This is a genomic window from Streptomyces violaceusniger Tu 4113 (assembly GCF_000147815.2).
Taxonomy (GTDB): Bacteria; Actinomycetota; Actinomycetes; order Streptomycetales; family Streptomycetaceae; genus Streptomyces; species Streptomyces violaceusniger_A.
Genome location: NC_015952.1, coordinates 102,663 through 126,597, shown reverse-complemented (window position 1 = coordinate 126,597; position 23,935 = coordinate 102,663). Strand labels below are relative to the sequence as shown.

Annotated in this window: 41 protein-coding genes; 8 read left to right on the top strand and 33 right to left on the bottom strand. The window is 69.3% G+C overall.

What is annotated here, in order from left to right; translation table 11 throughout:
* Positions 1-51: 51 nt before the first annotated feature.
* From STRVI_RS45705 to STRVI_RS45690, 4 genes are all read left to right on the top strand, one after another.
* Positions 52-819: a GNAT family N-acetyltransferase gene (locus STRVI_RS45705; RefSeq protein ID WP_014043868.1), complete on the top strand. Its 768-nt coding sequence runs from the start codon at positions 52-54 to the stop codon at positions 817-819.
* 675 nt (positions 820-1,494) lie between these two features.
* Positions 1,495-2,394: a hypothetical protein gene (locus tag STRVI_RS45700; RefSeq protein WP_150112990.1), complete on the top strand. Its 900-nt coding sequence runs from the start codon at positions 1,495-1,497 to the stop codon at positions 2,392-2,394.
* Positions 2,394-2,864: a hypothetical protein gene (locus STRVI_RS45695; protein WP_014043866.1), complete on the top strand. Its 471-nt coding sequence runs from the start codon at positions 2,394-2,396 to the stop codon at positions 2,862-2,864. The genes STRVI_RS45700 and STRVI_RS45695 overlap by 1 nt, the downstream gene beginning before the upstream one ends.
* Before the next feature lie 152 nt (positions 2,865-3,016).
* Positions 3,017-3,550 carry a hypothetical protein gene (locus STRVI_RS45690; RefSeq protein ID WP_150112989.1) on the top strand — a complete coding sequence of 178 codons (534 nt, stop codon included), beginning with the start codon at positions 3,017-3,019 and terminating at the stop codon, positions 3,548-3,550.
* Positions 3,551-3,681: 131 nt separating this feature from the next.
* Here the strand turns inward: STRVI_RS45690 and STRVI_RS45685 are convergent, their stop codons facing one another.
* The 4 genes from STRVI_RS45685 to STRVI_RS45670 form a co-directional block, all read right to left on the bottom strand.
* A complete protein-coding gene (locus STRVI_RS45685) occupies positions 3,682-3,969 on the bottom strand; it encodes a hypothetical protein (protein WP_150112988.1) in 288 nt (95 codons plus the stop codon).
* Between the two features lie 186 nt (positions 3,970-4,155).
* Positions 4,156-4,695, bottom strand: coding sequence for a hypothetical protein (locus STRVI_RS45680; RefSeq protein WP_014043863.1), 540 nt, complete (start codon positions 4,693-4,695; stop codon positions 4,156-4,158).
* Positions 4,696-4,990: 295 nt separating this feature from the next.
* On the bottom strand, positions 4,991-5,611 hold the full coding sequence (locus STRVI_RS45675; protein WP_014043862.1) for a hypothetical protein: 621 nt from the start codon (positions 5,609-5,611) through the stop codon (positions 4,991-4,993).
* 19 nt (positions 5,612-5,630) lie between these two features.
* Positions 5,631-5,969 carry a hypothetical protein gene (locus tag STRVI_RS45670; protein WP_014043861.1) on the bottom strand — a complete coding sequence of 113 codons (339 nt, stop codon included), beginning with the start codon at positions 5,967-5,969 and terminating at the stop codon, positions 5,631-5,633.
* Positions 5,970-6,066: 97 nt separating this feature from the next.
* Between STRVI_RS45670 and STRVI_RS45665 the strand changes: the two genes are divergently transcribed.
* Complete coding sequence (locus tag STRVI_RS45665; protein ID WP_014043860.1) at positions 6,067-6,891, top strand: exonuclease domain-containing protein; 825 nt, start codon at positions 6,067-6,069, stop codon at positions 6,889-6,891.
* Positions 6,892-7,309: 418 nt separating this feature from the next.
* Positions 7,310-7,621 (top strand): hypothetical protein, encoded by a 312-nt coding sequence (locus STRVI_RS45660; RefSeq protein ID WP_014043859.1) that lies wholly within the window; start codon positions 7,310-7,312, stop codon positions 7,619-7,621.
* A 130-nt stretch (positions 7,622-7,751) separates the two neighbouring features.
* Here STRVI_RS45660 and STRVI_RS45655 read toward each other — a convergent pair whose 3' ends face one another.
* The 12 genes from STRVI_RS45655 to STRVI_RS45600 form a co-directional block, all read right to left on the bottom strand.
* The gene (locus STRVI_RS45655; RefSeq protein ID WP_014043858.1) at positions 7,752-8,186 is read right to left on the bottom strand and encodes a hypothetical protein; all 435 of its coding nucleotides are present in this window, start codon (positions 8,184-8,186) and stop codon (positions 7,752-7,754) included.
* A gap of 36 nt (positions 8,187-8,222) precedes the next feature.
* A complete protein-coding gene (locus tag STRVI_RS45650) occupies positions 8,223-8,564 on the bottom strand; it encodes a hypothetical protein (protein WP_014043857.1) in 342 nt (113 codons plus the stop codon).
* A gap of 9 nt (positions 8,565-8,573) precedes the next feature.
* Positions 8,574-8,891, bottom strand: a complete 318-nt coding sequence (locus STRVI_RS45645) for a hypothetical protein (RefSeq protein WP_014043856.1) — start codon at positions 8,889-8,891, stop codon at positions 8,574-8,576.
* A 247-nt stretch (positions 8,892-9,138) separates the two neighbouring features.
* On the bottom strand, positions 9,139-9,762 hold the full coding sequence (locus STRVI_RS46985; RefSeq protein WP_014043854.1) for a YkgJ family cysteine cluster protein: 624 nt from the start codon (positions 9,760-9,762) through the stop codon (positions 9,139-9,141).
* Positions 9,762-10,280, bottom strand: a complete 519-nt coding sequence (locus STRVI_RS45635) for a hypothetical protein (protein ID WP_014043853.1) — start codon at positions 10,278-10,280, stop codon at positions 9,762-9,764. Before STRVI_RS45635 ends, STRVI_RS46985 begins: the two co-directional genes overlap by 1 nt.
* A 44-nt stretch (positions 10,281-10,324) precedes the next feature.
* On the bottom strand, positions 10,325-10,693 hold the full coding sequence (locus STRVI_RS45630; protein ID WP_043242579.1) for a hypothetical protein: 369 nt from the start codon (positions 10,691-10,693) through the stop codon (positions 10,325-10,327).
* Positions 10,686-11,951 (bottom strand): ERF family protein, encoded by a 1,266-nt coding sequence (locus STRVI_RS45625; protein WP_014043851.1) that lies wholly within the window; start codon positions 11,949-11,951, stop codon positions 10,686-10,688. Before STRVI_RS45625 ends, STRVI_RS45630 begins: the two co-directional genes overlap by 8 nt.
* Positions 11,948-12,292, bottom strand: a complete 345-nt coding sequence (locus STRVI_RS45620) for a hypothetical protein (protein ID WP_014043850.1) — start codon at positions 12,290-12,292, stop codon at positions 11,948-11,950. Before STRVI_RS45620 ends, STRVI_RS45625 begins: the two co-directional genes overlap by 4 nt.
* A gap of 73 nt (positions 12,293-12,365) precedes the next feature.
* Complete coding sequence (locus tag STRVI_RS45615; RefSeq protein WP_014043849.1) at positions 12,366-12,695, bottom strand: hypothetical protein; 330 nt, start codon at positions 12,693-12,695, stop codon at positions 12,366-12,368.
* Positions 12,692-13,054 (bottom strand): hypothetical protein, encoded by a 363-nt coding sequence (locus STRVI_RS45610; protein WP_014043848.1) that lies wholly within the window; start codon positions 13,052-13,054, stop codon positions 12,692-12,694. Before STRVI_RS45610 ends, STRVI_RS45615 begins: the two co-directional genes overlap by 4 nt.
* Complete coding sequence (locus STRVI_RS45605) at positions 13,051-13,257, bottom strand: hypothetical protein (protein ID WP_014043847.1); 207 nt, start codon at positions 13,255-13,257, stop codon at positions 13,051-13,053. The genes STRVI_RS45610 and STRVI_RS45605 overlap by 4 nt, the downstream gene beginning before the upstream one ends.
* Entirely contained in the window at positions 13,254-14,063 is an 810-nt protein-coding gene (locus tag STRVI_RS45600; protein WP_014043846.1) for a hypothetical protein, read from the bottom strand. Before STRVI_RS45600 ends, STRVI_RS45605 begins: the two co-directional genes overlap by 4 nt.
* Positions 14,064-14,226: 163 nt before the next feature.
* Here STRVI_RS45600 and STRVI_RS45595 point away from each other — a divergent pair, with 163 nt between their 5' ends.
* Positions 14,227-14,796, top strand: coding sequence for a hypothetical protein (locus STRVI_RS45595; protein WP_014043845.1), 570 nt, complete (start codon positions 14,227-14,229; stop codon positions 14,794-14,796).
* Between the two features lie 187 nt (positions 14,797-14,983).
* On the opposite strand, the gene STRVI_RS52390 is transcribed toward STRVI_RS45595, so the two are convergent.
* The 4 genes from STRVI_RS52390 to STRVI_RS53345 all read right to left on the bottom strand — a co-directional run bounded on the left by STRVI_RS52390 (position 14,984) and on the right by STRVI_RS53345 (position 16,107).
* Complete coding sequence (locus STRVI_RS52390; RefSeq protein ID WP_014043844.1) at positions 14,984-15,166, bottom strand: hypothetical protein; 183 nt, start codon at positions 15,164-15,166, stop codon at positions 14,984-14,986.
* Between the two features lie 205 nt (positions 15,167-15,371).
* The gene (locus STRVI_RS45590) at positions 15,372-15,578 is read right to left on the bottom strand and encodes a hypothetical protein (RefSeq protein WP_014043843.1); all 207 of its coding nucleotides are present in this window, start codon (positions 15,576-15,578) and stop codon (positions 15,372-15,374) included.
* Positions 15,575-15,934, bottom strand: a complete 360-nt coding sequence (locus STRVI_RS45585; RefSeq protein ID WP_050994204.1) for a hypothetical protein — start codon at positions 15,932-15,934, stop codon at positions 15,575-15,577. Before STRVI_RS45585 ends, STRVI_RS45590 begins: the two co-directional genes overlap by 4 nt.
* Positions 15,931-16,107 carry a hypothetical protein gene (locus STRVI_RS53345; protein WP_014043842.1) on the bottom strand — a complete coding sequence of 59 codons (177 nt, stop codon included), beginning with the start codon at positions 16,105-16,107 and terminating at the stop codon, positions 15,931-15,933. Before STRVI_RS53345 ends, STRVI_RS45585 begins: the two co-directional genes overlap by 4 nt.
* Positions 16,108-16,327: 220 nt before the next feature.
* Between STRVI_RS53345 and STRVI_RS45580 the strand changes: the two genes are divergently transcribed.
* Positions 16,328-17,641 (top strand): helix-turn-helix domain-containing protein, encoded by a 1,314-nt coding sequence (locus STRVI_RS45580; protein ID WP_014043841.1) that lies wholly within the window; start codon positions 16,328-16,330, stop codon positions 17,639-17,641.
* Positions 17,642-17,927: 286 nt separating this feature from the next.
* Here the strand turns inward: STRVI_RS45580 and STRVI_RS45575 are convergent, their stop codons facing one another.
* The 13 genes from STRVI_RS45575 to STRVI_RS45520 all read right to left on the bottom strand — a co-directional run bounded on the left by STRVI_RS45575 (position 17,928) and on the right by STRVI_RS45520 (position 23,596).
* Complete coding sequence (locus tag STRVI_RS45575) at positions 17,928-18,251, bottom strand: hypothetical protein (RefSeq protein WP_014043839.1); 324 nt, start codon at positions 18,249-18,251, stop codon at positions 17,928-17,930.
* A 14-nt stretch (positions 18,252-18,265) separates the two neighbouring features.
* Positions 18,266-18,718 (bottom strand): hypothetical protein, encoded by a 453-nt coding sequence (locus STRVI_RS45570; protein ID WP_014043838.1) that lies wholly within the window; start codon positions 18,716-18,718, stop codon positions 18,266-18,268.
* A 151-nt stretch (positions 18,719-18,869) separates the two neighbouring features.
* Entirely contained in the window at positions 18,870-19,223 is a 354-nt protein-coding gene (locus tag STRVI_RS45565) for a hypothetical protein (RefSeq protein WP_014043837.1), read from the bottom strand.
* The gene (locus STRVI_RS45560; protein ID WP_014043836.1) at positions 19,220-19,456 is read right to left on the bottom strand and encodes a hypothetical protein; all 237 of its coding nucleotides are present in this window, start codon (positions 19,454-19,456) and stop codon (positions 19,220-19,222) included. The genes STRVI_RS45565 and STRVI_RS45560 overlap by 4 nt, the downstream gene beginning before the upstream one ends.
* Entirely contained in the window at positions 19,453-20,004 is a 552-nt protein-coding gene (locus STRVI_RS45555; RefSeq protein WP_014043835.1) for a hypothetical protein, read from the bottom strand. Before STRVI_RS45555 ends, STRVI_RS45560 begins: the two co-directional genes overlap by 4 nt.
* Positions 20,001-20,336, bottom strand: coding sequence for a hypothetical protein (locus tag STRVI_RS45550; protein WP_014043834.1), 336 nt, complete (start codon positions 20,334-20,336; stop codon positions 20,001-20,003). The genes STRVI_RS45555 and STRVI_RS45550 overlap by 4 nt, the downstream gene beginning before the upstream one ends.
* A 28-nt stretch (positions 20,337-20,364) precedes the next feature.
* Positions 20,365-20,652 (bottom strand): hypothetical protein, encoded by a 288-nt coding sequence (locus STRVI_RS45545; protein ID WP_014043833.1) that lies wholly within the window; start codon positions 20,650-20,652, stop codon positions 20,365-20,367.
* 153 nt (positions 20,653-20,805) lie between these two features.
* Positions 20,806-21,033 carry a hypothetical protein gene (locus STRVI_RS45540; protein WP_014043832.1) on the bottom strand — a complete coding sequence of 76 codons (228 nt, stop codon included), beginning with the start codon at positions 21,031-21,033 and terminating at the stop codon, positions 20,806-20,808.
* Positions 21,030-21,542 carry a hypothetical protein gene (locus STRVI_RS45535; RefSeq protein ID WP_014043831.1) on the bottom strand — a complete coding sequence of 171 codons (513 nt, stop codon included), beginning with the start codon at positions 21,540-21,542 and terminating at the stop codon, positions 21,030-21,032. Before STRVI_RS45535 ends, STRVI_RS45540 begins: the two co-directional genes overlap by 4 nt.
* Positions 21,539-21,676 carry a hypothetical protein gene (locus tag STRVI_RS53340; RefSeq protein ID WP_014043830.1) on the bottom strand — a complete coding sequence of 46 codons (138 nt, stop codon included), beginning with the start codon at positions 21,674-21,676 and terminating at the stop codon, positions 21,539-21,541. The genes STRVI_RS45535 and STRVI_RS53340 overlap by 4 nt, the downstream gene beginning before the upstream one ends.
* A complete protein-coding gene (locus STRVI_RS45530) occupies positions 21,673-22,068 on the bottom strand; it encodes a hypothetical protein (RefSeq protein ID WP_014043829.1) in 396 nt (131 codons plus the stop codon). The genes STRVI_RS53340 and STRVI_RS45530 overlap by 4 nt, the downstream gene beginning before the upstream one ends.
* An 18-nt stretch (positions 22,069-22,086) precedes the next feature.
* Entirely contained in the window at positions 22,087-22,290 is a 204-nt protein-coding gene (locus STRVI_RS45525) for a hypothetical protein (RefSeq protein ID WP_014043828.1), read from the bottom strand.
* Between the two features lie 166 nt (positions 22,291-22,456).
* Entirely contained in the window at positions 22,457-23,596 is a 1,140-nt protein-coding gene (locus tag STRVI_RS45520) for a helix-turn-helix domain-containing protein (protein ID WP_251983050.1), read from the bottom strand.
* Between the last annotated feature and the right edge of the window lie 339 nt (positions 23,597-23,935).

The following is a 23,935-nucleotide window of genomic DNA, read 5'->3' as shown; positions in this document are numbered from 1 at the left end:
CCGCTACGATCGGCGATCTCTTGCTGGTCCGCGGCTCAGGAGTGCCCCACTATGTCCGATGTCCCGTTCATCCGGTCCCCGCGCATGGGTGATGGTCCGCGGCTGGTCGAGCTGGCGGAGATGGCGCTGCACAGCATGGGCGCCGTGGAGTTCGTCAAGGGGCTGGCCCGGCAGGCGGAGCGCCACGACGACGATCTGAGGGAGCTGCGCACCAACAAGGGGACGCTTGAGCTTCTGGCGTCGGTGCGGGTGATGGATCGCGGGGACGGCGAGGTGGTGGGGTTCTCCTACTGCTGTCCCCCGATGCACTGGATCACTCAGGACGCCGGGGCCCCTTCGTTCGGGTTCGTCAAGCGGATCGCCGCGGCGCTGGTCGAGATCGAGATGATTGCGGTGATGCCCCGGTACCGCAGGCAGGGGCTCGCGCGGCGGTTGGTCGCTGACTGTGAGGAGCGGTACCGGGCGGCGGGGTACCGGGTGGCCATGGTGATCGCGGAGCGGTCGCCGGCGAAGCTGATTTCCTGGTACGTGCAGCAGGGGTACTGGTTCACGCAGGTCGAGGAACCGGCGTACGTGCGGTACTGGCCGAACCGGTCCCTGGATGCGCTGTACGGGCACGTGACGCCCACTCAGCGGGCGGGGTTCAAGGCCCTGGTGCCCGGGGTGGGTGTGGAGGATGCGTACGTGGACGCGCCGGTCTTCCGGCGTGAGACGCGCTACCGGGACGTCGCGAAGGGCACCAGGACGTCGGGGATCTACGGGTTGCCGGGCGTCCGGCGCGTCCAGCCTCTGGTGCAGGTCTCGGGGCTGCTCGGTTAGGGGTGGCGGACGAGGACCGCAACCGAGCGCTGATCGGCACGTGCTTCAAGGCGCCTCCGCCGGGCGGGGTCCTGCTCATCTGCGACCACACAGTCAACCCGGACCGGACGGGTCCGGCTCCCGCTGCTCTAGCGGGCATGAGCACACAAGTGGCAAGTGGAGACGCTGGGTGGGAAGAACTACGGAGAGGACGAGTACACCGTCTGGGCTGTCGAGGCGGCCTTTTCTGGTACGCGTCTGCTGAGGTTCGCCGCTCCGGGCGGGAGCGCTGCCCTGGTCCCCGTCAAGTCCCCGCAGTGATGTTCTAGCCAGCTTCCCGCGCTCTGTCGTGTCTGTGCTGGCCACGGGGGGGCGCCTTTCCGATCTTTTACCTGGGATCGTGCGGAGGGCCCCTTCTGGCAATCTGGGCAGTCTATCCAGATGTGTGATCTTTCCTCACGTGATCTGGGTTCCGACCACTCTCAGGCTTCGTCCGTTCCGGGTGCGTTGGCGTGATCAGCGTTTTCTGGGCATGTATCGCCCGGGGAGTGGCATTAGCGTCTCCTATGAAGGGGCCCCCCGCTTGAGGTCTTGCCGGACGAGAGCAGGGGGCCCACCCATCCCTCGCATGGAGGCAGTTCCACCATGTCAAGTAAGAGCCAGACAGAAAAGCCGGATAGGGCGAGTGTCGACGGGATGACCCCTACGGGCGACACCTCAACGCACCAGGTGGAGGGTCCGCCGTATCAGGTGTCGTGGGAGACGCTGAGCCTCGCCGAACTTGAGTCCGCCCTCGAAATTGGGACAGAGTGCGGCTGCAACCCGCGCGGCAGCAGGCGCGGACACGCGTCGGGCATCGCGACCGCGATGACCGCCGGGGACTGGCAGTCGGGTATCCCGGACATCGTATGCCTGTGCACGCACGGCGGGATCTCCAACGGTCGGCACCGGTGCCTCGCGGCCGTGGAAGCCAGGCAGCCGCTGACGGGCTGGGTGGGCCGGGACGTGCCGGTGGAGGTGATCCGGTACGCCGACATCGGTCTCAAGCGGACGCCGGCGGATGCGCTCGCCGGGCGCGGGGTCGGCTCGTACCGTACGGCGCTGGGTGCGGCTGTGCGGCTGCTCATGCTGTACGACACGCAGCGGGATGTGCACTGGTCGCTGTGGAACCGCACGAGGTTCACCGCGCCGAAGATCGGCGACCTGTTCGATCAGCGGTATTCGGGCGTGGTCGACACGGTGGAGGCGGGGCGGCAGATCGAGTCGGGGACCAACTGCTGCCCGTCGGCGGCGGCGGCGTTCGCGTACCTGATGCGGCGTGAGGGCGGCGCGGAGCGGCTGGCGGAGACGGCGTACGGGCTGGCCGGGGGGACGCCGGACGTGCGGGACATCCTGGCGCAGGCGCGGACGCGGCTGTCGCGGGAGGCGAAGCACCGCGGGCGCAAGGCGGACCACAACCGGGCTCCGTACGAGCTGGGGCTGTTGATCACGGCAGTGATGGCGAAGGAGGCGGGCAAGGCCCGGTTCACCTTCGGTGAGAACTCGCCCATGCCGAAGCTGGGGTTCGCCGAACAGCTCGCGGCGGAGGCGGTCTGATGGCGCGCGGATCGAGGCCGACGCCACGCGGGTTCAACCATGGCCTGCTGGACCGGCGCGTCACGGAACTGGGGCTGCGGTCGGTCGACGCGGTGGCCGCGGGCCTGCACTGGGGGTACGTGACGTCGCTCCGGCGCGGGGATCTGGAGTGTCCGGGGGCGAAAATGCTGCCGGATCTGGCGGCCTTCGTGAAGGTGCTTCCGCGCGACCTGTACGCGATCACCGAGGAGGAGGTGACGGTCTGCCATCTGCGGCACTTCCGCGGGTGGTCGATGAACGACGCGGCGGCCGAGCGCGGCTGGACGTATGCGGCGTACAAGGGGTTCGAGGCCGGTGAGCCGCTTCCGAAGGACATGTCGACGGCGGGGGCCTGGTCGAAGACGGCGAGGGTGTTCGGCGTGAGCACGGAGGAGATGCGGCGGGCCTGGGAGACGAGCCATCGGCTCAGCAGCGCCCCAGCGTCCTTGTAGAGCCCGGAAGGGGGGTGCGGGTCCCGTGGCGCGGCTGGACGGCCAGGTGCCTTGTCACGGGCCCGTACGGGGGTGTGCCCTGGGGTGCGCCTCCTCTCGCCTCGGCGTGTGCCTGCGGATCATCTGGAAACGAACGGGCAATAATCGGTCGAGTGACCCCAGAGAGCAATGTGCCAGTCCAGGCAGAGGCACCTGACGACACCCCCGTGCAGACCCCCGGGGCGGACTGGGCCGGGGATGCCATCAGGGCAGCGGCGCGGGTGCCCGGCCCAGATTTCGAAGCGGCTTTGGCGAGGCTCGGCGACCTCGTGGACCCCAGTAACTACTTCAACATGGCGTTGTTGGCCTACCTGGAACGTATCCGCCTCACTGTGGAGCGCTCGGCCGCGGAAGGGGCCGAGACAGCCCGTGAGGCCGCGAACGAGTCGGCCGCCCAACACAGTGCGCTGTCTGACCGCGTGTCGGCGGTGGAAGGACGCCTTGACCACCTCAACGCTCTCGTCAAGGCCCTCCAGGAAGACGTGAGGGCAGTCGGAGACATGGGCGCCGCAACGTCGGAGCAGGTGGAGATCCTGGCTGCTGCCACGAAGTACACCACCACGCGGGCTGTCACCGCGTGGCGATCTGGACACTCCGACGCACCAGACAACCAGGCCCCAAATCAGGAGGCCGAGTACGCGCAGTAAACAACTCGGCCCACACCCCACCGGGTATGGGCCGTCCGGCCGCCGTTGCGGTCGGTGAACGGCGCGGGCAACGTCCGTTCCTTGCCCGTGGGCGTCCTGGCGGCGCCCCGAGGCCCTAGGCGGTGACCGCCTCAATTCCTGGGGACGAAGTCGATGCGGCCTTCCGAATGCAGGGCGATCCAGCCTTCCCGCAATTCCGCGGACCAGTTGTTGTGGACGATCGCCTGCCAGACGGCATCGAACATGGTCGACGGTGCGACGACGACGGTAGGAACGGGGACCTGGCTGGCGCTCGCACCGAGGGCTTCGCACATCTCGCGGTAGACCTTTGACCGGTCGGGAACCGCCCGGTTCAAGCAGTCGGACGGGACGAAGAGCATTCCAGTTCCAGCGAGGTGCCGGGCAGAGGCAGTGTCCATGGGCACATCGAACCGCTACGGCCTCGCCCCGCATCTTCGTACACACGGTGACGGTCCCGTACCTCACGGGCTGTGGAGAGCGGGTAGCAAGCAGCAGCGCGGCCGATGGCCCGCCCCGGTTGCCTGCCGCCTACGCGGGCTCCGCGCGGCCGGTGTGCCGTCGCGGAGCCTGTGGTGGGGTGGTGCCTAGCTGTCGCTGCTGTCCTTCTCCGCGGCGTCCAAGGCGTTCATGCGGGTGCGGGTGAGCAGTCCGCCGGCGAGGCTGACGAGGGCGGTGTAGTGGACTTCGGGGCTGCCGTCCATCTTCTTGCGCAGGTGGAGGGCGATGCTGCGGGCGTCGCAGTGATCCTGGTCGAGGGCTTCGGCCATGACGGGGGCCACCTGGTCGAGGGCGGCGATCTGGTAGGGCTTGCTGGTGATGTTCACCGCTTCCTCGTCCCCATCGCATCGGAAGATGGCCACGCGTTCGCGGGCCTGTTCGACCAGGTCTCTGCCCGGGGTGGTGTTGTCGATCAGCCGGACGCGGGCTAGGAACATGGCCGAGAGGTCGCCGATGCCGCGGCTGTGGTAGAGGCCGCCGATGTTCTGCACGGCGTGCAGAACGGCTGGGAGGTTGACGGTGATGTGGCCGTCTGCGTAGACCTCCGAGTGGACGTAGACCAGGTCCCAGTAGGCGGGGGTGCCGGGGGCGGGAATGATCATTTCGTCGTCGTCTTCGATGCTCACCGGTTGACTTCCTGCTTGCCGTGGTCGTGGTCCGATGACGGTATCGCGTCTGCGGGCTCTGGGTGGCGGCTTGGTGACTGCTGGTCACAAGGTGTTCGTGGCAGGGCCTTGGCGGGGGTGCGGCCCGCACCCCGGAGTCGTGGGATGCGGGCCGCGGGAAGGGGCTGGCCAGCCGGTGGTGCAGGCGAGGTAGAGGACTTCGCCGTAGGGGGTTCCGCGCCAGATGGGCTCCTAGGAGGCGGCCAGGGCGACGTTCTCGAAGACGAACTGGCCGCGTCCGGGGTTCATGCGGTAATTATCTCCCATTTTGTCCCGTTGTGGTGAGGGTTCGTCGGCGGCGTGCGGCCTGGGCGCGCACCCACTCCGGCCGGGAGTTCAGCGCGTCCATCGCGGCCTGGCGGAAGTCCTCGGACCGGCTGATCAGCCGGTAGACGTGGGCGGGGGTGATGGTGTGGGTGGAGTTGGGGATGGGGTAGCCGTGGATGGCTTTGCGGTACGCGGTGGAGGTGACGCGGCCCGAGGTGCGGGCGGCGGGGGCCTTCATCAGGCGTTCCAGGGTGCGCCAGCGCTGACGCTCGGTCAGCGGGGAGCGTTCGTGGTTGCAGGCGAGGGCGCGCAGGACGGTGAAGCAGACGAAGACCTCGCCGGTGACGGCGGCGCGCATCCGGGCCGTGTCCAGGAAGGACGCGATCTGGGTGCACAGGCGCACCTTGAGGGGGGTGGCGTCGATGTAGTGGGCGATGGCGTTGATCAGGAGGTGTTCGGGCCGGGGGTCTTCGGCGGCGATGCGGTTGACGTGGTCGCCGAGGTGGAGGACGTCCGCGGGGTGCAGTCCCTCGCCGGTCCAGCAGACGTACCGCAGGGGTTCGAGGTCGATCTGCTGCTTCTCGGTCAGGTCGGTTCCAAGGTCGAGCATTCGGGTTCCTGGGGTTCGGTCAGAAGGGCACGTGCGGGGGCTTGTGGCCGAGGGGGTTGCGGGTGCCGTCCTCCATCAGCAGGACGCGGCCGAGGATTTCTGCTTCGTACGTCTCCTCCCGTTGGGCCGGGGTGTCCAGCCACCAGCGGGCGCGGACGGCGCAGCGCAGGCAGACGGCGACGGTGGAGGGGCTTGCGCGGCGGCGGGGGACGTCGACCAGGACGGTGTCGGTGTGGTGGCAGCCGAGGCCGTGGTGCATGAGGCCGCACCAGCCGGCGGGGGTGTCCTCGGTGGTGCCGCAGGGGCAGTTGCCGCGGGGCGGTTCCTGTTCCGGCGGTGGGGTGGTCGGGTCTGCCACGGGGGCCGTCTCCGGGTGGTGCGCAGGGGTGAGGGCATGCCGTGTCCCGTGGTGCGTCAGTCACTGATTGTCGGTGGCTGGTGACAGAGTGCCGCACATGAGCTTTGAGGAACATGACATTCCGCCCGTTCTGCTCGGATTCGACACAGAGACCACCGGTCTGGACGTTTTCAAGGACCGGATCGTCCAGGCGGCGCTGGTCGGTCAGGACCGGTCGGGGCGGGAGGTGTTTCGGGAGGAGTGGCTGATCAACCCTGGCATCCTCATCCCGCGGGAGGCCACGAAGATCCACGGCATCACCAGCGACCGGGCGATGGAGGACGGCCAGGACCCGGCGGAGGCGATCGAGCAGATCACGGGCCTGCTGGAGAAGGCGCTGAGGGCCGGGTGCGCGCTGGTGATCCAGAACGCCCCGTACGACCTGGCGCTGCTGGATGCGGAGGCGCAGCGGCACTCGGTGGTTCCGCTGGCCGAGCGGCGGCCGGTCGCGCCGGTGCTGGACCCGGTGATGCTGGCCAAGGTCGCGAAGGTGGAGGGGCGTCACTCCCTGGCGGCGCTCTCGGCGCGGTTCGGGGTGACCAACCCTCGGGCGCACACGGCGTACGCGGATGCGGTGACGACGCTGGCCGTGCTGCGCAAGCTCATGATGATCGACGTGCTGGACGAGGAGCCCGCGGTTCTGCACGTGATGCAGGAGGACGAGGCGCGCCGGCGGGCGGAGAGCTGGCAGGAGGAGCTGCGGGTGTCGGACCCGTGTGCTCGGGTGGCCCCGGGCTGGCCGCTCTCGGCGGGTCGGACGCGGATCGGGTGCGAGTGCCGGGACTGCGGGCGTCCGCTGACGGACAGTGACCTGACGCAGCCGTGCGGGGAGTGCCTGGAGCGTTTCGCGGGGGCGGTGCAGGCGGTTCGTCGCGGAGCGTGATGGATCTTGAGGGGGTGGGCGGGTGTGTTGCTACTGGCCGTGCTGGGGGGTGGCGTTAGGGTGCGGGCGAGAGGGTTTGAGCGGCCCTTCGGCAGGTAGAGGGCGTGTCCGCTAGGGGGTGGACACGCCCTCTTCGCGTACGTTGACCGCGTAATCAGGTGGATGCCGATGCTGCCTGCGCCCGCGGTGCCCGTCCCCGGTCCTTCCGGGGACGGGCTTCGGCGTGTTTGGGGGGCGTTTGGGGCGGGTGCGACAGTGCCGACTCCCCTCAAAGAACCGGGCATACGGTGGCACAAAGGGACGTATATGCATCATCCTGTCCATAGCGTGGGCTTTGAGCGGCCTCGCGCACGCCGGCGGCCGGGCGTCTTCATGGGTCAGGTGACCGGTCGCCGGTCTAGTGAGCACGGGAGGGTGCATGGCGACGAGCGTGGGGTGCCGACGGCCGCGCAAGGGCGGTCACGGCCTGGGGAAGTCGGCCGTGCGCAAGAAGATGGAGTCGGCGCAGTCGCGGGCCAAGAAGCTCGGACAGGGCAAGGTGGTGGTGAAGCACAAGACGCGGCCGACCCATGCCCAGCGCCGCGGCCAGGAGAAGGCCGCGCAGCAGCGCAAGGGCGTTCCGGCCGCGTCAGCGAAGCTGCTGATGGTGTGTCGGGCCCGGGTGATCCGGTCGACCGGCGGCGTGACACGCCAGTCCAAGCCGGTGGGCGCTTCCGCGTCCAAGCGCTGATCGTTCGCTACAGTCTTCCTCGCGGAGCCTTCTGGATCAGCGACGCGAGCAGTTGTTTTCTTACGCAGCACGAGGCCCCCTTCACCTGACGCGGGTGAAGGGGGCCTCGTGTGTGTCCGTGCTGGAGGGGCTACTGAACGGCGGCCATATCGGCGTGCTCGTTGGGGAAGTAGGGCTTGTAGTTCGTGTCGGAAAGCCTCTTCTTCCCGTGGATCTTGTCACTGTGGCTGTAGAGGCTGCCCTTCTTCAGCAGCTTCGGCGGCGAGCAGTCCATGCATAGAAACTGGTCGCTCTCCGCGGTCTTGGCGAGGCTGAGCCGTACTGCATTGACCAGGTGCTGCTGGGCTTCTTCGTTCAGCTTCCTTCCGTGCTCTTCCAGCATAGAAGCGATGTCGGTGATGGGCGTCTGGTGGTCGGAGCAGATTTCCAGCGACCCCGTGACGACGCGTACCGATGAGGGTTCGTTGGGGTCGGCGATACGGACGGCGATGTCGACGATTTGCGCTTCGACCTCCTTTCCGTCACTGGAATGCGCGTCGCAGTAGACGAGGATTTTGCGGCCCATGAGGGTCCCCTTTTTAGTGAGCGGCGGTTCTTCGGCTTACTTGCTGTTTGCTCTGACGATGTCGAGGTAGACGGCGCGCAGGATGTTGCGGTCTGCGGTCTCCAGGATGCCCAGGTCCGAGATCAGGTATCCCCTGGGGTAGAGGATGCCGGAGGCTTTCTGCTGGCCGCGTACGGTCCAGTCCTGGTAGCGCTCTGCCTCGCAGCGTTCGCACTCGACCCACACGCGGCTCTCGTTGAGGGTCAGCGGGTCGACGGTTTCCTCATCCGACCATTTGTGGCCGCGGATTCGGCACCGGAGATATCCGAGCGGGAGCTGTACGGCCGCTTTGTAGATGGTGTTGTAGCGGTCCGAGCCTTTACGGCGTGTTGCTGCCACGGCAGGCTCCTATTCGTTTTCGTTTCCCGGGTTCTCCGCCTTGGCCGCCGCCTCTCTCAGTTCCTCTTCCAGTCCCGCGAAGAGTTCTTCGAACTGTCCGCCCGCGGAGGAGTTGAGCATCCGGGCGGCGGTGCCGGTCAGCCGGGCGAATCCGGAGCCGATGTCGTCGGGGTCCAGGTCGGCCTTGGCCACACCGCGGAAGGTTTCTCCATGCACGGACAGGGCGACGGAGACGGTACCGGTGACACCGGTGACGCGGGTGAAGAACTCCAGGCCGGGGGTGCTCTCGTCGCCGGGCAAGGAGGAGTCGGGTTCGGAGTGGGTCATCGGTGGGGTTCCTCGTCGTCACGACGCTCGTCGGCGTCGGTCGGCTCCTGGTGACTGTGGTGAGTCATGGGGTCTTTCGTGTCGGTGATCGTAGTGTGCGCCGAACCGATCTGTTGGTCCGGCGATTTGCTGCACGCATCGGTCCGGCCGGATGGGCAGGCCGGACCGATGCGACGCGAACGCGGCCCGCCGCGCCGGCTGATGGGGTGTCCGGCGCCGGTCGACGGCTGGGCGCTGCACATCCCCATCAGGCGTACGGGCGCTGCTGGCGTTCGTTGAGGACCCGCAGGGCGGTGGTGTAGCGGCCGATCACCTGGGGCGAGACGAACGCGGCCGGGATGTCCTGGCTGGCCTCGCGGAAGTAGTCGCTCTCCTCGCCCTGGCGGATGTTCTCCCGGCGGGCCGATGCCGGGCCGATGGCTTCCTCGCCGCGCTGGTCGTAGGCGTTGAGGACGTCGGCTTCGGTGAAGTTGTGCAAGGAGGAGGTGGAGCCTCCTCCGGCGTCGTTGGCGGCGCCCAGGAGCCGATAGGACTCCCGGGCGCTCAGGGGCGGCTGGCCGTCGGTGGGGCGGCAGCCCCAGCGGCACGGCATGTCTTCGGAGGCGCCCCACAACCGGCAGATGGCCGGTCGGTACTCGTAGGCGCCGCACCGGCCCTCGTCGGTGAGGGCCGAGCAGGTGAGGTTGTTCTTCTTCAGGGACTGCGCGGCCGACTCGACGGTGATGCCGGTGCGCTCGCGGATGCGGGACCGCTCGCGGTAGGACATCTCGATGGGGCCGCAGGACGCCTTGCACAGGCCCTTGCAGCCGACGTCGGGGATCTGGTCGTAGACGGCGTCCAGGGCGGCGTCCTGGTCTGAGCGGCGGGCCATCAGAGGTCGATCCCCTGGGAGCGCATGGAGCGCTTGACGTCTTCCAGGCCGCTGCGGGAGCGGACGATGCACTCCTGCACCGACTTGACGGCGGCGCGGTAGTCGCTGTGTTCCAGGGTGCTGTTGAGCATGTTCATCAGCAGACCGGCGCCCAGCAGCATGGACATCGCGGGCCGGATCAGGCGGGGGGTGTCCGGGTCGGCGGTTTCGAGTTCGCCGATCTGGTTGATCAGGCGGGCGATGTTGTGTTCCGCCAGGCGTACGGAGAGGGTTGCGCAGCCCACGCTGTCACTCTCGGCTGCGTCGCCGGGGGGGAGGGATTTGCAGGCGCCCATGTAGCCGTCGTGGCCGTAGATCTGGCCGGTGTCGGAGTTGTAGGCGGCGCGGGCCTCGTAGTCCAGGACGGCCGAGGTGAAGCCGAGGAGGGCTTCGTGGTCCAGCTCGGCGAGCGATTCCGGGGCCAGGCCGAGGGAGATGAGGAAGGCCCTCAGGTGGTCTTCCTTGACGAGTGTGGGCACGTGGTTCCTTGGGTCGCGGACTGTGATCTGTCGCGTACAGGACGTTAACCGGCGAGAGCGAATGCCGGTACCGTGCGGGCGACGGTTGTTTCCGGGGCGGGCTCGGCGGGGGTGTCCCAGACCTTGGGGCGGCCCATGTCGTCCAGGCTGTGGCGGAGCAGCCACCGGTAGGCGGCGTCCCGCTGGTTCCGGGTGCTGCCGCGGCGCCAGCGGATCATGACGGCGTCCTCGCGGGCGCACTCCCACTCCAGGCAGCGTTCGTCGCTCCAGTGCGGGGGCAGCGCGCCGTACTTGGCAACGTAGACGCGCTGCTCTCCCTTGAAGAGGGAGACCGGGCCGGTGGGCATCGGGGGGCATGCCCCGGGGATCAGAAGGTCGATCACACGCACCAGGTCATCCACCGCTTCACTCATCCGTTTCGCTTCCGTGTCCATCCTCCACGCTCGGCGCTCCGTCGGGGATCATCCCGGCCGCGAAGGCTTCGATCTCGTAGACTTCGGCCTCTTCCAGGGTCCTGCCGTACCGGGCCTTGAACATGCGGGCCGCTTCGGCAGGGTGCTCGTAACCGGCCGTCTCGGCGCACTCGTTGAAGAACTCCACAGCCTTCACGCGGGCTGCGGCCTCCGGGGACTGCTCGGGGACGTCCACGGGGGGAACGAGACGGATGGCAGGCGGTTCGCTCGCGCCGGCGTCGCCGTGCTCCTCACCGTCGCCCTGGCCGTGGTCGTGGGCGCCGTGCTCGTCGCCCTGGCCGTGGTGGTCCTGGTGCTCGTCACCACGGCCGGTGTGCCCGGCAGAGCGCGCGGTCTTGGCGGCGGCCTCGCGCTCGGCGGCACGCTTGGTGCGTCCGATCTCGCGGATCGTCTGGATCTCCGGTTCCGGCGCGCCTGCCTTCGTGGCCTCTTCCAGGATCGGGATCACGGCGTCGGCGTTCGGGGCGCTGGCGGCGCGTACGAGCCGGTCGGCGATGGCCTTGGCGTTGGGGGCGGCGATGACCGGGGCAGGCGGGGCGCCCTGGCCGTTGTCCTGCTGCTGGCCCTGGGGGCGCTGGCGTCCGGCCGGGTGGCGGCGCTGGGAGGCGGCCCGGTCGGCGTCCCGCTGGTCGGCGCGGCTGCGGATGTCCCGGACGTTGGGGATGCGCGGGGAGCGCGCGTCGCCCTCGGCGTCCTCTTCGGAGGGGATCATGAAGACCTGGGTCATCAGGTACTTCCAGCACTGCGACATGGCGATCTGGGTGCCCTTGTCGGTCTCCGAGCGGGCCTCACCGGCGTACTGGACGGCCTTGGACTTGCCGTCGGGGCCGGTGATGTCGTAGGTGACACGGACTTCGACGGCGACGAGCGGGCCGTGACCGGTGCGGTTGGTAGCGACCTGCACCGGCAGGACGGTAAGGCCGTGGACGATGCAGACCTCGCGGAGCTTGAGGATCACGTCTTCGAGGCGCTTGTAGTAGTAGCCGTCCTCCTCGTTGTAGCCCTGCTTGGGCACCGGCGGCATGTCGCGCATGACGCGGCGGATGGCCTCGTGGAGCGGGATCTGTGGCGGGGTGCGGTCGGCGCGGGGCGCGGACGCGGCGGCCGGGCGTGCGGCGGCGGTCCGGCCGCGCAGGGTGGTGCGGGGGGTGTGGGTGCGCAGGGGGGTGCGGCGCGGGCGACGGGCAGCGGTGGTCACTGGTGTTGCTCCTGGGAAGCGGTGGTGGCGTTGGCGATGGCAAGGGCGCGGCGCCGGATCAGGTTGCGGTCGTGCTCGGTGATCATCCGGGTGGCGATGCCGTCGCCGGGGGTGATCTTGATGTGGTCGAACTCGGCTCGGGCGAGTTCGCCGCGGAAGGCGTGCCGGTGGGTCAGGTTCTCGTCCGCGCCGGCGCGGTAGGCCAGGAAGGACAGCGCCAGGAGGCGGGCGCAGTTCTCCATGCGGTCGTAGACGGCTTTCGCTCCGGGGTGCTCGCGCTCGGCGGCCCGCTGGGCGAGGGGGCTGTCTTCGCCGGGGATGACGAGGTCGTCAAGGTTCATGGTCGGAAAGGGTCCTCCCGGGGGTGCCGCCGCGCTGGGAGACGCGGCGGCACCCGGGCGGTCAAGGGGGTGGTCAGGGGCGCTGGATGGTGATGAAGAACAGGTCGCCGTTCTCCGTCTCCGCGCCGAGGACGCGCTGATCGGCGCTGTTCTCGTCGATCTCGGAGACGGCGATGAAGTCGGGGTCCTTGAGCAGGGCTGTCTTCACCTGGTCGCGGCGCTGGTCGAGGTCCATGGGGGGCCTTTCGGTCGGTGGTTCGGTGGGTGTGGTGCGGGTGACGGCCTCTTCGGCGATACCGCGGAGGCACGGATGGACGTGCTGCCATTCCCCGGGTGCACCCCCGGGTGTGGGGGTGCAGTCGAGGCCGTCACAGAACATCGGCCGCCGGGGGTGGTGGCTCATTCGCCGTATCCCTGGCGGACGATGCAGTCTCGGGTGTGGCCGAGGATCTTGCGGGTGCGGCGTCCGCAGTGGTCGCACGGCTCGGGCTCGGCGGCGGTGCGGGTGAGGCAGCCGGGCCGGTGGCCCTCGGGCCTGCGGGTGTGGCGGGCGCAGTGGGGGCACGGCGGGATCACGGGCGCGAACCCGGCGCTGATGCCGTGGGCTCTGATGTCGGCGGCCCTGGCGAGCCCGGAGAGCTTGAGGCGCCGGTTCTCGCCGAGCGGGACCAGGTGGGCAAGGAGGTTCGCGGTGCACACGGCGGCCACCGTGCGGGCGCGGGTGGCGCGGTCGGCCTGGTAGCGGTCCGATGTGGTGCTCATGCGCTGTGTCCCCTCTGGTGGTCCATGCAGTCGCGGGCGCTTCGGGCTGTGCGGAAGGCGGCGCTGATGTCGCGGACGTCGCGGCTCCAGCTCCGGCGGGTGACGGTGGGGCTGGCCTCGTAGGGCACGGCGGGGCGGTCGGGGACGCCGTCGGGCTGGGGGCCGCGTACGGCCTTCAGCAGGGGGACGATCTGCCAGGTCATACGAGGAGGCCCCTGTTCTTTGGGCTTTCGGCGAGCAGGGCGGTGATGCGGGCGCGGTAGCGGGTCTGGTAGGCCGGGGAGTCGATGCCGCCGTTCTTGTCCAACTCGTCGCTCAGGGAGCGGAAGCGCTCGACCCAGGCGACCGAGGCGTGGAGGGCTTTCCAGCGCTTCATGTTCTGGTGCATCTCGCGGATGTGATCGTCGGCGGTGGTGGCGCTGGGGTGGCGTTCGGGGTAGGCGAGGGGGGAGCCGAAGACGGCGCGGAAGCGGGAGTCGTCGGCCTCGGGGGTGTTCTGACCGGCGTGGCGGATCAGGCCGCGGACGTCGGCGAGGAGTTCACCGGTAGTGAGGGCGATCTTGCGGCGGGGGTAGGTCTCGGTCGGGCCGAACAGCTCTTGGAAGCGGGCTGCGTCGTCCATACGGCTCCTGGCGCGGGAGAGCAGTCCGCCGCTGGTGGGCTTGGCGGAGATGGGGCGGGTGAGCTGGGCGACGCCGACCGGCCCGCGGGCGGTGAAGTATGGGGTGCACGGCGGTACCGGGCCCTGGAGCTTGACGCGCAGGGTGCGGTGGCGGGTGATGCGGTCCAGGCGGAAACGCTCCACGTGGCCGCACATGCGGCACCAGGCGTCCAGGACGATGTCTCCAGCCTTGGAGGACTGGACGTTGTGGATCTCGATGATCTGATCGCCGCCGGTGGAGCGGGGGCACGGGTTCTCGGCGTTGTAGCCGATCAGGACGGGGCGCATGTCGGCGGCCGCTCGGGTGAGCAGCTTGAGACGGCGTTCGAGGGTGATGCCGTGGGCCATACTGGGTTCTCCGGTTCCGTGCCGGGCGCAGGCCCCTGGGGGTGTGACGGTCTTGGCTTCCGACGTCCGGCCGTCACACGTCACCCGGGGGCCTGCTCGTTTCGGGTATAGGCAGCATCCTATTGCTACCCGGTAGACATTCTCAAGAGAAAGTACCTACGGCGTGTCCCCTGATGAACTTGAAACCCTCCGGCGCCGTCCCGAGGTCGCCTCCTCGTGCTGGCTGCGCGACGAGGCCGACAAGCCCAGCCGCGACGTAGCGCTCGCCGCGGGCCTCCAATGGCTGCTGCGCACCGAACAGCCCGAACCCCAGGCGCTGTGCTTCGCCAACGGCGTCGTGGTGCACGCGCAGGGCCGCCGCTTCTACGACTTCAAGCCGCAGGGCCCCGGCGGCGGGACGACGATGGTCTCCGTGCACGTCCACAAGGTGGAGCACGACATGGACACCCTGGACGTCCTCAACCCCCTGGCCGAGGGCGAGGGGGCTGAGGTGGCCGCCGCCCTGGCCGCGCTCGGGGCCACGGTGACCAGCTCCTGGGGCGGGACCGACTTCCAGACCTTCGCCCTGGCCGAGGACACGCACCCCAGCCTGCGGGCGGCCGTGGGCCGCCACACCCGCGGGTGCCCCTACCACCCGGCCAGGGGCACGCTGTGCGAGTGCTCGTGGTACCGCACCGGCGCCGACCTGCTGAAGCTGCCCGACGTCGACTCGGTCCCGGGCCCCGGCGTGTAGTGCAACGTCCTCGGGACAAGGGACACAGCAGCCCCCGCCTCGTACCTTGAGGCGGGGGCTGCTGTGCACCCTGCACAGGACACCGGTCAACTGCGCCAGACCGCGAAGACCAGACTCCCTGTCAGCGCTCCGACGGAGGCGACGGAGGCGACCATTTCGAGGATCAGGCGCCGGTAGGGGTCGGCGGTCAGGGAGCGCCACCGCTGTGCCCACAGTTGTGGCAGTGATAGCGCCCGTTGACCGTATCGACGGGCGAGTAGTACTCCGGGCAGAAGCCGCCGCCCGGCTCGCCGGCGATTAACGGGAGCTGGCGGACGGCTTCCCTGGCGCGCACGCTGAGCCGGGATCGCGTGGCGTACTGCTGTGTCATGGCTGGGTCCTGTGGTGTGCGTATGCATAAGAATTGAGGCCCGGCGACGGGCTGCGTCTGTGCTCTACAAGCCGCCGCCGGGTGGTCTATACGGAGTGCTCTGCCAGCGAGGTGAAGAGGCAGAGCACGAGGCCGATCGCGGCACCGCCGACGCCCCATTCCGTGAGGGTGGGGAGCTGGTACCGCTTCCTTCGGCGGTGACGGCTCACCAGCCGTCCAGGGGTGCCGCCTCGTCGAGAGGCGGCCGGTCGGGCTGGGAGAGGGAGGGGGCCTGGTCGCCGCGCTCGGCGTAGTTGACGGCGGTGAAGACCGCAGCGGACGGCACCAGCCAGAAGCTGAGTGCCTTGCCGACGAAGCCGACGCCGGAGAAGGTGATGGGGTCGCGCTTGCGTGCGTGCTGAGGAGAGGTCACCGGGCGGTCTCCTCCCCCTCGGCGTGCGGTCCCTGAACCGGCCAGGAATACAGGGACCGCACGCCGAGATCGGCGAGGCCGCGAGTGGCCTCGTGCCGCCGGTCCACATCGGTGGAGATGTAGCCGGGGAGATGGGTGACGAGGCGGGTGACCGCCTCGGTACCGGCGAGTTGCAGCAGATGCTTCCAGCCCGGCCGGTTGGCGGGGTCGGTCTCGCCGAAGGTGTCGGTGATGGTCTCCACAACCCGGTAGCCGTGTGCTGCGGCGAAGGCCCGTCCCGCTGCGGCGGCTTCCGCCTCGCGCTTCGCGGTGGGCGCGCAGACGTAGACCACGGCCGGGATCGTCTCGCCGGTCACGTGATGCCGCCCAGGGAGAAGAACACCTTCCACGTGTAAGTGCCCCACTTGGAGGGCGGAAGGCCGCTGTTGATGCGGGCATGCATGAACGCGCGGGCCTCGACGGACATGGGCCGGGCCGGGGCGGTGGCCGTGCGAGGTGGGGACGCAGCTTGGGTGGTCTGAGCAGTCACGGGGGTGCTCCCTTGCGCCGTTAGGGGCAGTAGCCCGCCCCCAACGGGGGTGGAGACGGGCTACTGCGCTTCAGCGCTCCGGCGGGGGCTACCTGACGAGGAGGAGGCGGCCCCCGGAGGAGCTGCTGACAAGTCAACGCCCGTACGTGGGCTTACGGATCTGCCCCGGTATCTGCCACGCTGTCAGCCAGACGAGGCTGATTGACAAGGGAGTTGGCGCATGCCTCCTTCGCTCGACCCATCAACGCTGCGCGGATTCGGGGCTGTGCTTCGGGAGGCGCGGGTATCCAGAGGGTGGTCGCAGAAGAAAGTCGCGGACCAGGTGAACGCCCGTTGCGGGGTGGACTCGGTCACTGCGAACGACGTCTACCGGTGGGAAAAAGAGATCAGAACGCCGGATGTGTACCTGGAGGACGTCGCCGCGGTACTCGAACTGGATGTCGATGATTTCCTTGTACTGACGCGTGGCGCAGGGAGGCCAGCACAGAAGGCCGTGACTCACTTCGTCCATCCCATCACCCTGGATGCCGGCGAAATGCTGGAGGCGGCTCCTACGACCGAAAAGGCGCGTGCCGAGTTCGATGACTTACTGGAGGACGATATGTGGCGCCGATCTTTCCTCAAGGGGGCGGCCGGAGCCGGTGTCGCTGCTGCCGGTGTTAGCGCGGCCACCGGGATCGGGGGCCGCGAAAAACTGGAGGCCCATCGGGCGCTTAGGGCAGCCCACGGACGGCTGGACAACCTGTCCGGCGCCGCGACGATCTACAGCCCGGCGGTAGCTCACCACCAGGAGATCATGACCTGGCTCATGGCGACCAGGTCGGCGGCCGAGAGAAGGCACGTGCAGGCCCTTGCGGCTGATACGGGCGGATTCATCGGATTTCTCCAGGCTGACCTTGGCCTGGCGGATGCGGCCTTCACGTCGTATCGAGAGGCGGCGCAGCACGCTCGGCAGGCGAACGACATCTCGTGCTGCGCGAATCTGGTGGGGCAGGCGAGCCGAGTGCTGGCGGATCACGGCGACTACGCCGGGGCTCGGAACCTCGTCGACCGGGCTCTGAGCATCGCTGGTACGCAAGCGCACCCGGCAGTGCGGTGCTGGTTGCATGCAGTGCGTGCACATCACCATGCCGGGCTCGATGCGGCTCCCGAGGCGCGCACCGACCTGCGCACGGCGTGGCGCATCCTCGAAGACGTCCAAGACGGTGAGGTCCCCACATATATCGGATATTTGAGCGAGTCCGAGATCAACAAGTGGCAGGGTCACGTCATGTGGCGCCTGGGGCGACGGAACCCCGCTTACCTGGACGCTGGTCAGACTGCACTCGACGCGGCGAGGGCGACGTGGCCAGCTACGAGCGTCCGGGGTGCGGCTGAAGTGCTGACGTCGAGCGCCCGCGTGCACGCCGCCCGGGGGGCCCGCGACATCGCCATCGCGTACGCCACTCAGGCCGTGGGGGTGGCCACCACGACACGATCCGCGCGGAACCAGCAGTCTGCTTTGGCCGCACTCGACGTCGCCCAGCAGGCATGATGGCGGCGGCGCGAGGTCGGCTCCGCAGGAAGGCTCCTCGGTTGTTTCCGCGCACGAACCGCTGGATGAGCGGTGTGCCCCAGCGGATGAAAGAGCACCAGGACGTTGGCCCCGTCCGGGATGCCGACGCACATCACCGGCAGGACGCGGCCCGCACCGCCGCCGTGTGATCTTCTGACGGCAAAACGGCCTGCCCCCATCGGGGGCAGGCCGTTTTGGGTAGTAGGGGGTCCGGCAGGGCTGCTGCCGTCGCCGGCGTCGGCCCTGAGCCGTCTTCGGCGGGTGGTCAGCCCTTCTGGTCGATCCAGTCGTGTGCGCCCCCGTGACCGGCGTACAGCAGGCACAGAGCGGTGGTGTGGTCGGCGCGGCGGCAGGTGACCGGGCAGTTGGGCAGCAGGAGGATGCGGTAGCCCGGTTCGCCGTCGTTCCAGAACATCCAGTAGGAGCGGTCGGAGAACACGGCGGACTGGACTTCGGCGGCGTGTTCCCCGTCGTGGCCCGGGGACAGCGCGCACCACTGCTCTTCGCTGGTTTCGTACACGGAGTTCGGCAGGGCCGCGTACCGGGCGGAGTCGGTTTCGGTGAGGACGGTGGAGGCGGGACAACCCATCGCGGGGCCGTCCCTCACTTCGCGGCGGTGGCGGCCTCGTTGGCGAGGTGACCCATCCGGTCGTAGAGATCCTGGTTCCGGGCGACGTGGTCACGCAGGGCCGGTTCGTCGCCGATGGGGTAGGCGCAGTGGCCGAGGGCGCTGGCGATGGTGAAGTTGTGTCCGGCGCGGTGGGTGAGGCTGTCGGCCACGGCGATGCGCATGAGGATGAGGCGGGAGTAAGCGCCGTAGGAGGAGCTGTTCACGCTGCCCTTGAGGACGCACAGGCTCCGGGTGGAGTGCTCGTAGATGTCGGCGGCGCCGCTCATACAGGCATCCGGGATGGCGTCGCCGGTGAGGGCGAGGCCCTTGGCGTGCTCGGAGACCAGGCGCATGGCGGTGGGAACAACGTCGTCGGTGAGGAGCTGGGCGGCGGCGAGATTGTCGTTGATGGAGTCGGACAGGAAGTTGATCGCTTGAGCGCTCATCGTGGGTCCTGACGTGGGGAGTTTCGGTCAGTCGTGGGGGAGTCGTGAAGATGGCGCCTCCGCAGGTGGGAGACGCCCTCACAGGGTTGTTCCGCGGCCGACCTGGTGCCGATCCGGGGCCGCTCAAGCACGATATCCCGTTCGGCGGACTTCAGTTCGCCGGAAGGATACGGGTACTGCCTCTCATCGCGGCCACGGCCTGCCCGTCGCTCACGCCGAACTCCACCCAGCAGGGCAGCTCAGGAGGGTTCTCGCTGTTCAGGTGCACCCGGATGAACGACTCGGCCCACGGCCGCAGCAGCTCCGGCACCCGGTAGAGGGCCTGGCTGGTCAGGCGCACGTAAGGGACGTGGGGCTCGTCCAGGATGCCGACGGACATCACCGGCAGGACGCGGCCCCCGGCGACGCCGGTGATCTCGGTGAGTTCGAGCAGCGGGGCCGCGGTGACGGCGGCCCGCAGCCTGTGCCGCTCCTCGTCGCTGGGCGTGTGGTGGCGGTGGGTCACGTGCGGGGTTCCTCCTGCGGTGCGGGCCTCGTCGGGCGGCGGCGGGCGAGGATACGGGCGGACTTCCAGTAGCCGACTCCTGCGCCGACGGCTGCGGCGACCAGGTAGGAGGAGGGCAGTGGCCGTCCGCCGGTGATGAGGCCGACGACGACCATCACCACCCCGTAGAGCAGGACGGCGACGGCGGCGGACATCACCATGGACAGGGAGCGGAACGCGCGGTCAGGGCTCACGGGGCGGAGCCCGGTGTCTCGTCCCCGCCCTCGGGTTCCGGTTCGTCCTCGATGGCGGCGGCCGGTGCGGGCGCGCCCAGGAGCCGGGACAGGTACTCGGGGTGCATCACGGTGACCTGGGCGAGGGTGTGCACGTCCGCGTGGCCCTGGGCCAGGCACCACTTCATCAGGGTGACGAAGCGGGGGTCGATGCTGCGGTCGCGGAAGTCGATCTCGTCGCGCAGGTGGCTGACCAGTGGGCGCCACGGCACGGGCACCAGGGCGCCGGTGTCGTCGTGTGCGGAGGTGTCGGAGGGAAGCAGGTCCCCTAGGGCTCCGACGAGGACGGCCGCGGCGTGCTGGTCCTGGGTGGGGAAGCTGCTGTTCTCCTGGAAGGCGCCGAGGAGGGCGGGCGGCACGTGGGGCCACCCGCACGCGCACTGGCCGTCCTGGGCCGGTGCGTGACGGGTGGGATGGGTGTGGAGGTATTCGCGGAGCTGGTCCGCGGTGGTGATCAGGCTGTCGACGTCCTGGCCGGGTACGTCGACAGCCGCGGCTTCGGTGCTCACGTGCTGTCTCCGGGGTCGGGTGGCGGGTTCTTCCTGCGTCGGCGGCGCTGCTGGTTGACCCGCTCGCGGTACACGGGATCGGCGCGCTTGCGGCTGCCCATGCGGGACATGCCGGTCGCGGCGCGGAGCTGGTCTTCGCTGAAGCGGCCTTCGCGCCACAGCTCCTCCAGAAGCCGGGTGGCCTCGGCCTCGTAGAGGCGCGCCCAGTTCTCCAGGGCCTGAATCCTGAGCAGGCGCGGGTCCGCGTCGTCGGGGACGGCGGACAGGAGCTTGGCGTCTTTGGGGACCTTCAGCACGGGTGGCGGCGGCAGTATGTAGGCAGGTTCGCTCATGCCGGCGATTGTTCCAGAACGCCGGTGACTATCCGGTAGACATGCCTGCGGTCCGGGGGTCGTCACGCAGACGGCGCCACAACTCCCCCAGTGGTTCCTGCTCGGGCATCGGCAGGGGGTGGAACCACCCGCCGAGGGCGCCGGTGGGCTCGTCGAAGGCGCAGATCGTCAGGGCCTCGAACCCGTCGTACGGGGGCCGCTTGCGGCGCCAGACCCCGAAGCCGGGGTGCTGCTGGTGGGGGCCGCTGATGTCATCCTGACGTTCCCAGCCGTAATCCTTGGGGATGAAGCCGTCCGGCATCCGCAGGAAGAACATTCCGCACCGTCCTCGGTGGTGGCTATGGTGTGTGTCACGGTCGCGCCCTGTTGCTCACCCTTCAGACCGCCGCCGTGACCTCCCGGCCGTCATGGCGGCCGGTCGACGGCCCGCGCTCCTCCCAGGAGCGCGGGCCGTTTTCGTGTCCGCTGATCACCCGGCGCGGCGGCGGCCGCTCACGCGAGGCCCGTAGCCGTTGGAGGAGATCATCGTCTCGACGGGGGTGTTCATGGCCGGGCAGTCCGCGGTCTGCTCGTTCTGTCGGACCCACGCGTCCCAGGAGAGCCAGCGGCGTCCGGTCAGCGGCTGATCGGGGACGGCCCGCAGGACGCGCGGCGCGGGGTCCTCGCGCGTGCCGGGGGTGGTGGTGTCGGTGGTCACCGGGGCTCCGTTTCACGGGTCTTGGGGTGCCAGGTGCGGCGTTCCATGCTGGTCATGGGCTTGATGTCGATGTCGCCGGGCGCGGTCCAGATCGGGGCGCCGAGGCGGACGGTCAGGCCGGTCAGGCGCCAGTGAGTGAAGACGCGGATCTGCCGGTCACCGGCGTTGATGGTCTGGCTCTCGGTCTGGTCCAGGTCCAGGGCGAAGGCAGCCGAGCCCAGGCGCAGGGCGCCCACCCAGTCCCGGAGGGCGATGTCGTCCTGGCTGTGCAGGACGCCGGAGGCCCACAACCGGCCCGAGCCGATCGCGACGTCTTCGATCACGCCGAAGGGGATGCGCGGGACGGGCTGGCCGGGCGGGGCGAGCACAACGGGCAGGGGCAGGGGCAGGGTGTCCGGCCGGACCCCGTCCTCCATCAGCAGGGACCGGTGGCAGGCGGTGACGTGGTTGAGCTGGGCGACGGGGACGGTGAATCTGTACTGCGGGCAGATGGGAGTGGCTTCGATCACGCGAGTTTCCTGTTCAGGAGCAGTGCTGCGCACAGGAGCGGCAGCAGGGCCCGGCAGAAGATCAGCAGGTGCTCGGCGGCGATGAGGGCGGCGAGGTAGGTGGTGTAGACGTCGCACAGGGGGCTGTCGATCATGTGGGCTCCACGAAGAGGGCTCCCAGCGTCTCGGCGTCGCGGGCCGCCTGGGCGTTGGAGGTCACCGGCACGTGGAGCAGGTTCAGCGCGACGAGCGCGGTGAGGGGTTCACGGCCGTCCAGGGCCCGGGTAACGGAGCCGGTGATGACCTGCATGGCGTGCAGGGAGGCGCGGTGCGCGCACAGGGCCTCCATGTGGGCCCAGTCTTCCTCGGGGCCCGGACACTGGACGTGGGCGGTGGGGCGGTCGCCGGGCCAGGACGGGTACCAGCGGGCGGAGGTCAGTTTGCGGGTTTTGTCGGTGAGGGCGGCGGTTTCGGTGTGGAGGCCGCGTGTTCGTTTGGCGTCCTGGGACGCCTCAAGGGGACTTTTGGGGGGCTGAGCAGGCGTCATGGCTGGTCTCCTCGGGGTTCAGAACAGGGCGGTGACGAGGGCGTACAGGCCGCCGCAGCCGAGCAGAAAGGAGGCCATGTCCATGATGTCGGATTCGATCTTCTTCCCGAAGTGGTGCATGGCGGCGGCGACGACGATCAGGGCGACGCCGATCAGGAGCTGAGCCCACCAGGGCAGGAGTGCTATGTCGTTGGCGGGCGTGTTGCCGGCGGAGAGCAGCATGTCGGGTGACGAGTCCTTCGCAGAGAGTGAGCGGCCGGTCGGAGCAGCGTAGCGCCCTGTACGGGCGGCTCGGACGGTGTTTCACGGTCCGCTGGAACGGGTTATGGGGCCGGTTTTCCGGCGGGCGGTGTCCATGCCAGGGATAACCGTCTGCCGGGGGCTGACGTCACGCCGGGCCCCACTCCGGGCCCCAGGGGTCGGGCAGGATGAGTTCGCCGTCGCTGGCCACGCGCCATTCGGTGATCTCGCCGGTGCGGGAGTCGATCACGGTTCCGTCGGGCCGGACCAACTCCTGCGGGACGAGCCGGGGGTTGGGCGCGGGGGTCGCGGGGCGGCGGCGTTCGGCCAGGCGTTCCTGGGTGGTCTCCCAGTGCCTGCGCTCGCGGTCGTGCCGGTCGCGGCGGCGCTGGCCGCTGCCCGCGGTGCCCAGGCGTTGAGCGGCCTGCTCCCAGTCCTGAACGGGCTCGGTGCACTCCTCGGTGATCTGACCTGCGCCTTCGGTGGCCTTCTCGGTGAGGTAGTACAGCTCGGCCGTCTTCTGCACCAGGCCGAGTTCTGCGAGCTTCTTGAGCTGGCGGAAGGCCGTGGGGCGGGAGATGGAGGCGGTGCCGACCAGTTCGGCGGCGCTCTGCCCGTTGCGTTCGGCGAGGGCGGAGACGACCGCGAGGCCGGAGCCGCCGAGTCCCAGGTGAGCGAAGGCGTCTTCGGACATGAGGCGGGTGGCGGTGCGGGCGTCGATGTTGGGCTCCTGCCGGGGGAGTCTCACCGTGAGGCCACTCATGGCCCCCCCAGCCAGAGGCCCTTGGGGAGTGGTCTCGTCGTGAGACTCCCCAGATGAGACCGTAGGTGAGACCGCCTGTGAGACCCGTGAGACGTGGAGAATGAGCATCCAGCGGGCCCCGTTGCGGTGGTCTCCCCGGTCCAGTTGCCGGATGCGCCCGGCGTCCTTGAGGCGGGAGTTGGACCGGCGTACCGCTTCCCGGCTGCACCCCATGCGCTCGGCGAGGTCGCGTTCGCTGACGGTGTGGTCCCAGTCGCCGGACTGCTCGCAGATGGCCAGGCGGGCGAGCATGTTCTTCAAGTCGGTCTTGCCCGCGGTGCCCTTCCAGGGAGCGACCTCGACCCGGCCGCGGAGGGCTGCCAGGGAGACGTAGAAGTCCTGCCGGGTGGCGATGCGCTCGCCGGTGGCCACGTACTCGGAGGCGCCGTTGAAGGCCCGGGTGAGCCATTCGCGGCCTTCGTGCGGTCGGCGGGCGTCCATGCGCCGGGCGTGGTCCCCGGCCTTGTGGGAGCCGATGAGGAGCATGGCGTCCACGAACTGGTCCCGGCGCCACCCGGCCCGTGCGGCGTCGGCGGCAACCGCACGAGTGATTCGCCAGGCGTGGGCGGCCGTGTTACTGGTGGTTCCTCCGCGCTGCGTGGTATCCGAGGGGTAGGCCCCTTCGGTATCGCCCTCGATGAGGAGGCGCTGAATGCGAGGGCTCAGGGGGGGAAGGGCGGCGAGAAAGCCGATTCGGCTACTCGTGTGACGAATGCCACGTGCCCCGGGCAGTTCTTCAACTGCGTTTGTTGCCCGATTTTTCCTGGTATCCAATGGTTCGTACTCCTGCGAACCAGGGACCAATGTCGCTTCGGACTCACGCCG

Excerpts from the sequence above, each read along its gene's own strand:
- STRVI_RS45580 (WP_014043841.1), top strand. The coding sequence starts at position 16,328 with ATGCCTCCTTCGCTCGACCCATCAACGCTGCGCGGATTCGGGGCTGTG.
- STRVI_RS45520 (WP_251983050.1), bottom strand. The coding sequence starts at position 23,596 with ATGCTCCTCATCGGCTCCCACAAGGCCGGGGACCACGCCCGGCGCATG.
- STRVI_RS45665 (WP_014043860.1), top strand. The coding sequence starts at position 6,067 with ATGAGCTTTGAGGAACATGACATTCCGCCCGTTCTGCTCGGATTCGAC.
- STRVI_RS45630 (WP_043242579.1), bottom strand. The coding sequence starts at position 10,693 with ATGAGTGAAGCGGTGGATGACCTGGTGCGTGTGATCGACCTTCTGATC.
- STRVI_RS45675 (WP_014043862.1), bottom strand. The coding sequence starts at position 5,611 with ATGCTCGACCTTGGAACCGACCTGACCGAGAAGCAGCAGATCGACCTC.
- STRVI_RS45530 (WP_014043829.1), bottom strand. The coding sequence starts at position 22,068 with ATGACGCCTGCTCAGCCCCCCAAAAGTCCCCTTGAGGCGTCCCAGGAC.
- STRVI_RS45660 (WP_014043859.1), top strand. The coding sequence starts at position 7,310 with ATGGCGACGAGCGTGGGGTGCCGACGGCCGCGCAAGGGCGGTCACGGC.
- STRVI_RS53340 (WP_014043830.1), bottom strand. The coding sequence starts at position 21,676 with ATGATCGACAGCCCCCTGTGCGACGTCTACACCACCTACCTCGCCGCC.
- STRVI_RS45685 (WP_150112988.1), bottom strand. The coding sequence starts at position 3,969 with ATGGACACTGCCTCTGCCCGGCACCTCGCTGGAACTGGAATGCTCTTC.
- STRVI_RS45700 (WP_150112990.1), top strand. The coding sequence starts at position 1,495 with ATGACCCCTACGGGCGACACCTCAACGCACCAGGTGGAGGGTCCGCCG.
- STRVI_RS45620 (WP_014043850.1), bottom strand. The coding sequence starts at position 12,292 with ATGAACCTTGACGACCTCGTCATCCCCGGCGAAGACAGCCCCCTCGCC.
- STRVI_RS45550 (WP_014043834.1), bottom strand. The coding sequence starts at position 20,336 with ATGAGCGAACCTGCCTACATACTGCCGCCGCCACCCGTGCTGAAGGTC.
- STRVI_RS46985 (WP_014043854.1), bottom strand. The coding sequence starts at position 9,762 with ATGGCCCGCCGCTCAGACCAGGACGCCGCCCTGGACGCCGTCTACGAC.
- STRVI_RS45615 (WP_014043849.1), bottom strand. The coding sequence starts at position 12,695 with ATGAGCCACCACCCCCGGCGGCCGATGTTCTGTGACGGCCTCGACTGC.
- STRVI_RS45610 (WP_014043848.1), bottom strand. The coding sequence starts at position 13,054 with ATGAGCACCACATCGGACCGCTACCAGGCCGACCGCGCCACCCGCGCC.
- STRVI_RS45525 (WP_014043828.1), bottom strand. The coding sequence starts at position 22,290 with ATGCTGCTCTCCGCCGGCAACACGCCCGCCAACGACATAGCACTCCTG.
- STRVI_RS45600 (WP_014043846.1), bottom strand. The coding sequence starts at position 14,063 with ATGGCCCACGGCATCACCCTCGAACGCCGTCTCAAGCTGCTCACCCGA.
- STRVI_RS45545 (WP_014043833.1), bottom strand. The coding sequence starts at position 20,652 with ATGTTCTTCCTGCGGATGCCGGACGGCTTCATCCCCAAGGATTACGGC.
- STRVI_RS45570 (WP_014043838.1), bottom strand. The coding sequence starts at position 18,718 with ATGAGCGCTCAAGCGATCAACTTCCTGTCCGACTCCATCAACGACAAT.
- STRVI_RS45645 (WP_014043856.1), bottom strand. The coding sequence starts at position 8,891 with ATGACCCACTCCGAACCCGACTCCTCCTTGCCCGGCGACGAGAGCACC.
- STRVI_RS45695 (WP_014043866.1), top strand. The coding sequence starts at position 2,394 with ATGGCGCGCGGATCGAGGCCGACGCCACGCGGGTTCAACCATGGCCTG.
- STRVI_RS45605 (WP_014043847.1), bottom strand. The coding sequence starts at position 13,257 with ATGACCTGGCAGATCGTCCCCCTGCTGAAGGCCGTACGCGGCCCCCAG.
- STRVI_RS45705 (WP_014043868.1), top strand. The coding sequence starts at position 52 with ATGTCCGATGTCCCGTTCATCCGGTCCCCGCGCATGGGTGATGGTCCG.
- STRVI_RS45655 (WP_014043858.1), bottom strand. The coding sequence starts at position 8,186 with ATGGGCCGCAAAATCCTCGTCTACTGCGACGCGCATTCCAGTGACGGA.
- STRVI_RS45575 (WP_014043839.1), bottom strand. The coding sequence starts at position 18,251 with ATGGGTTGTCCCGCCTCCACCGTCCTCACCGAAACCGACTCCGCCCGG.
- STRVI_RS52390 (WP_014043844.1), bottom strand. The coding sequence starts at position 15,166 with ATGACACAGCAGTACGCCACGCGATCCCGGCTCAGCGTGCGCGCCAGG.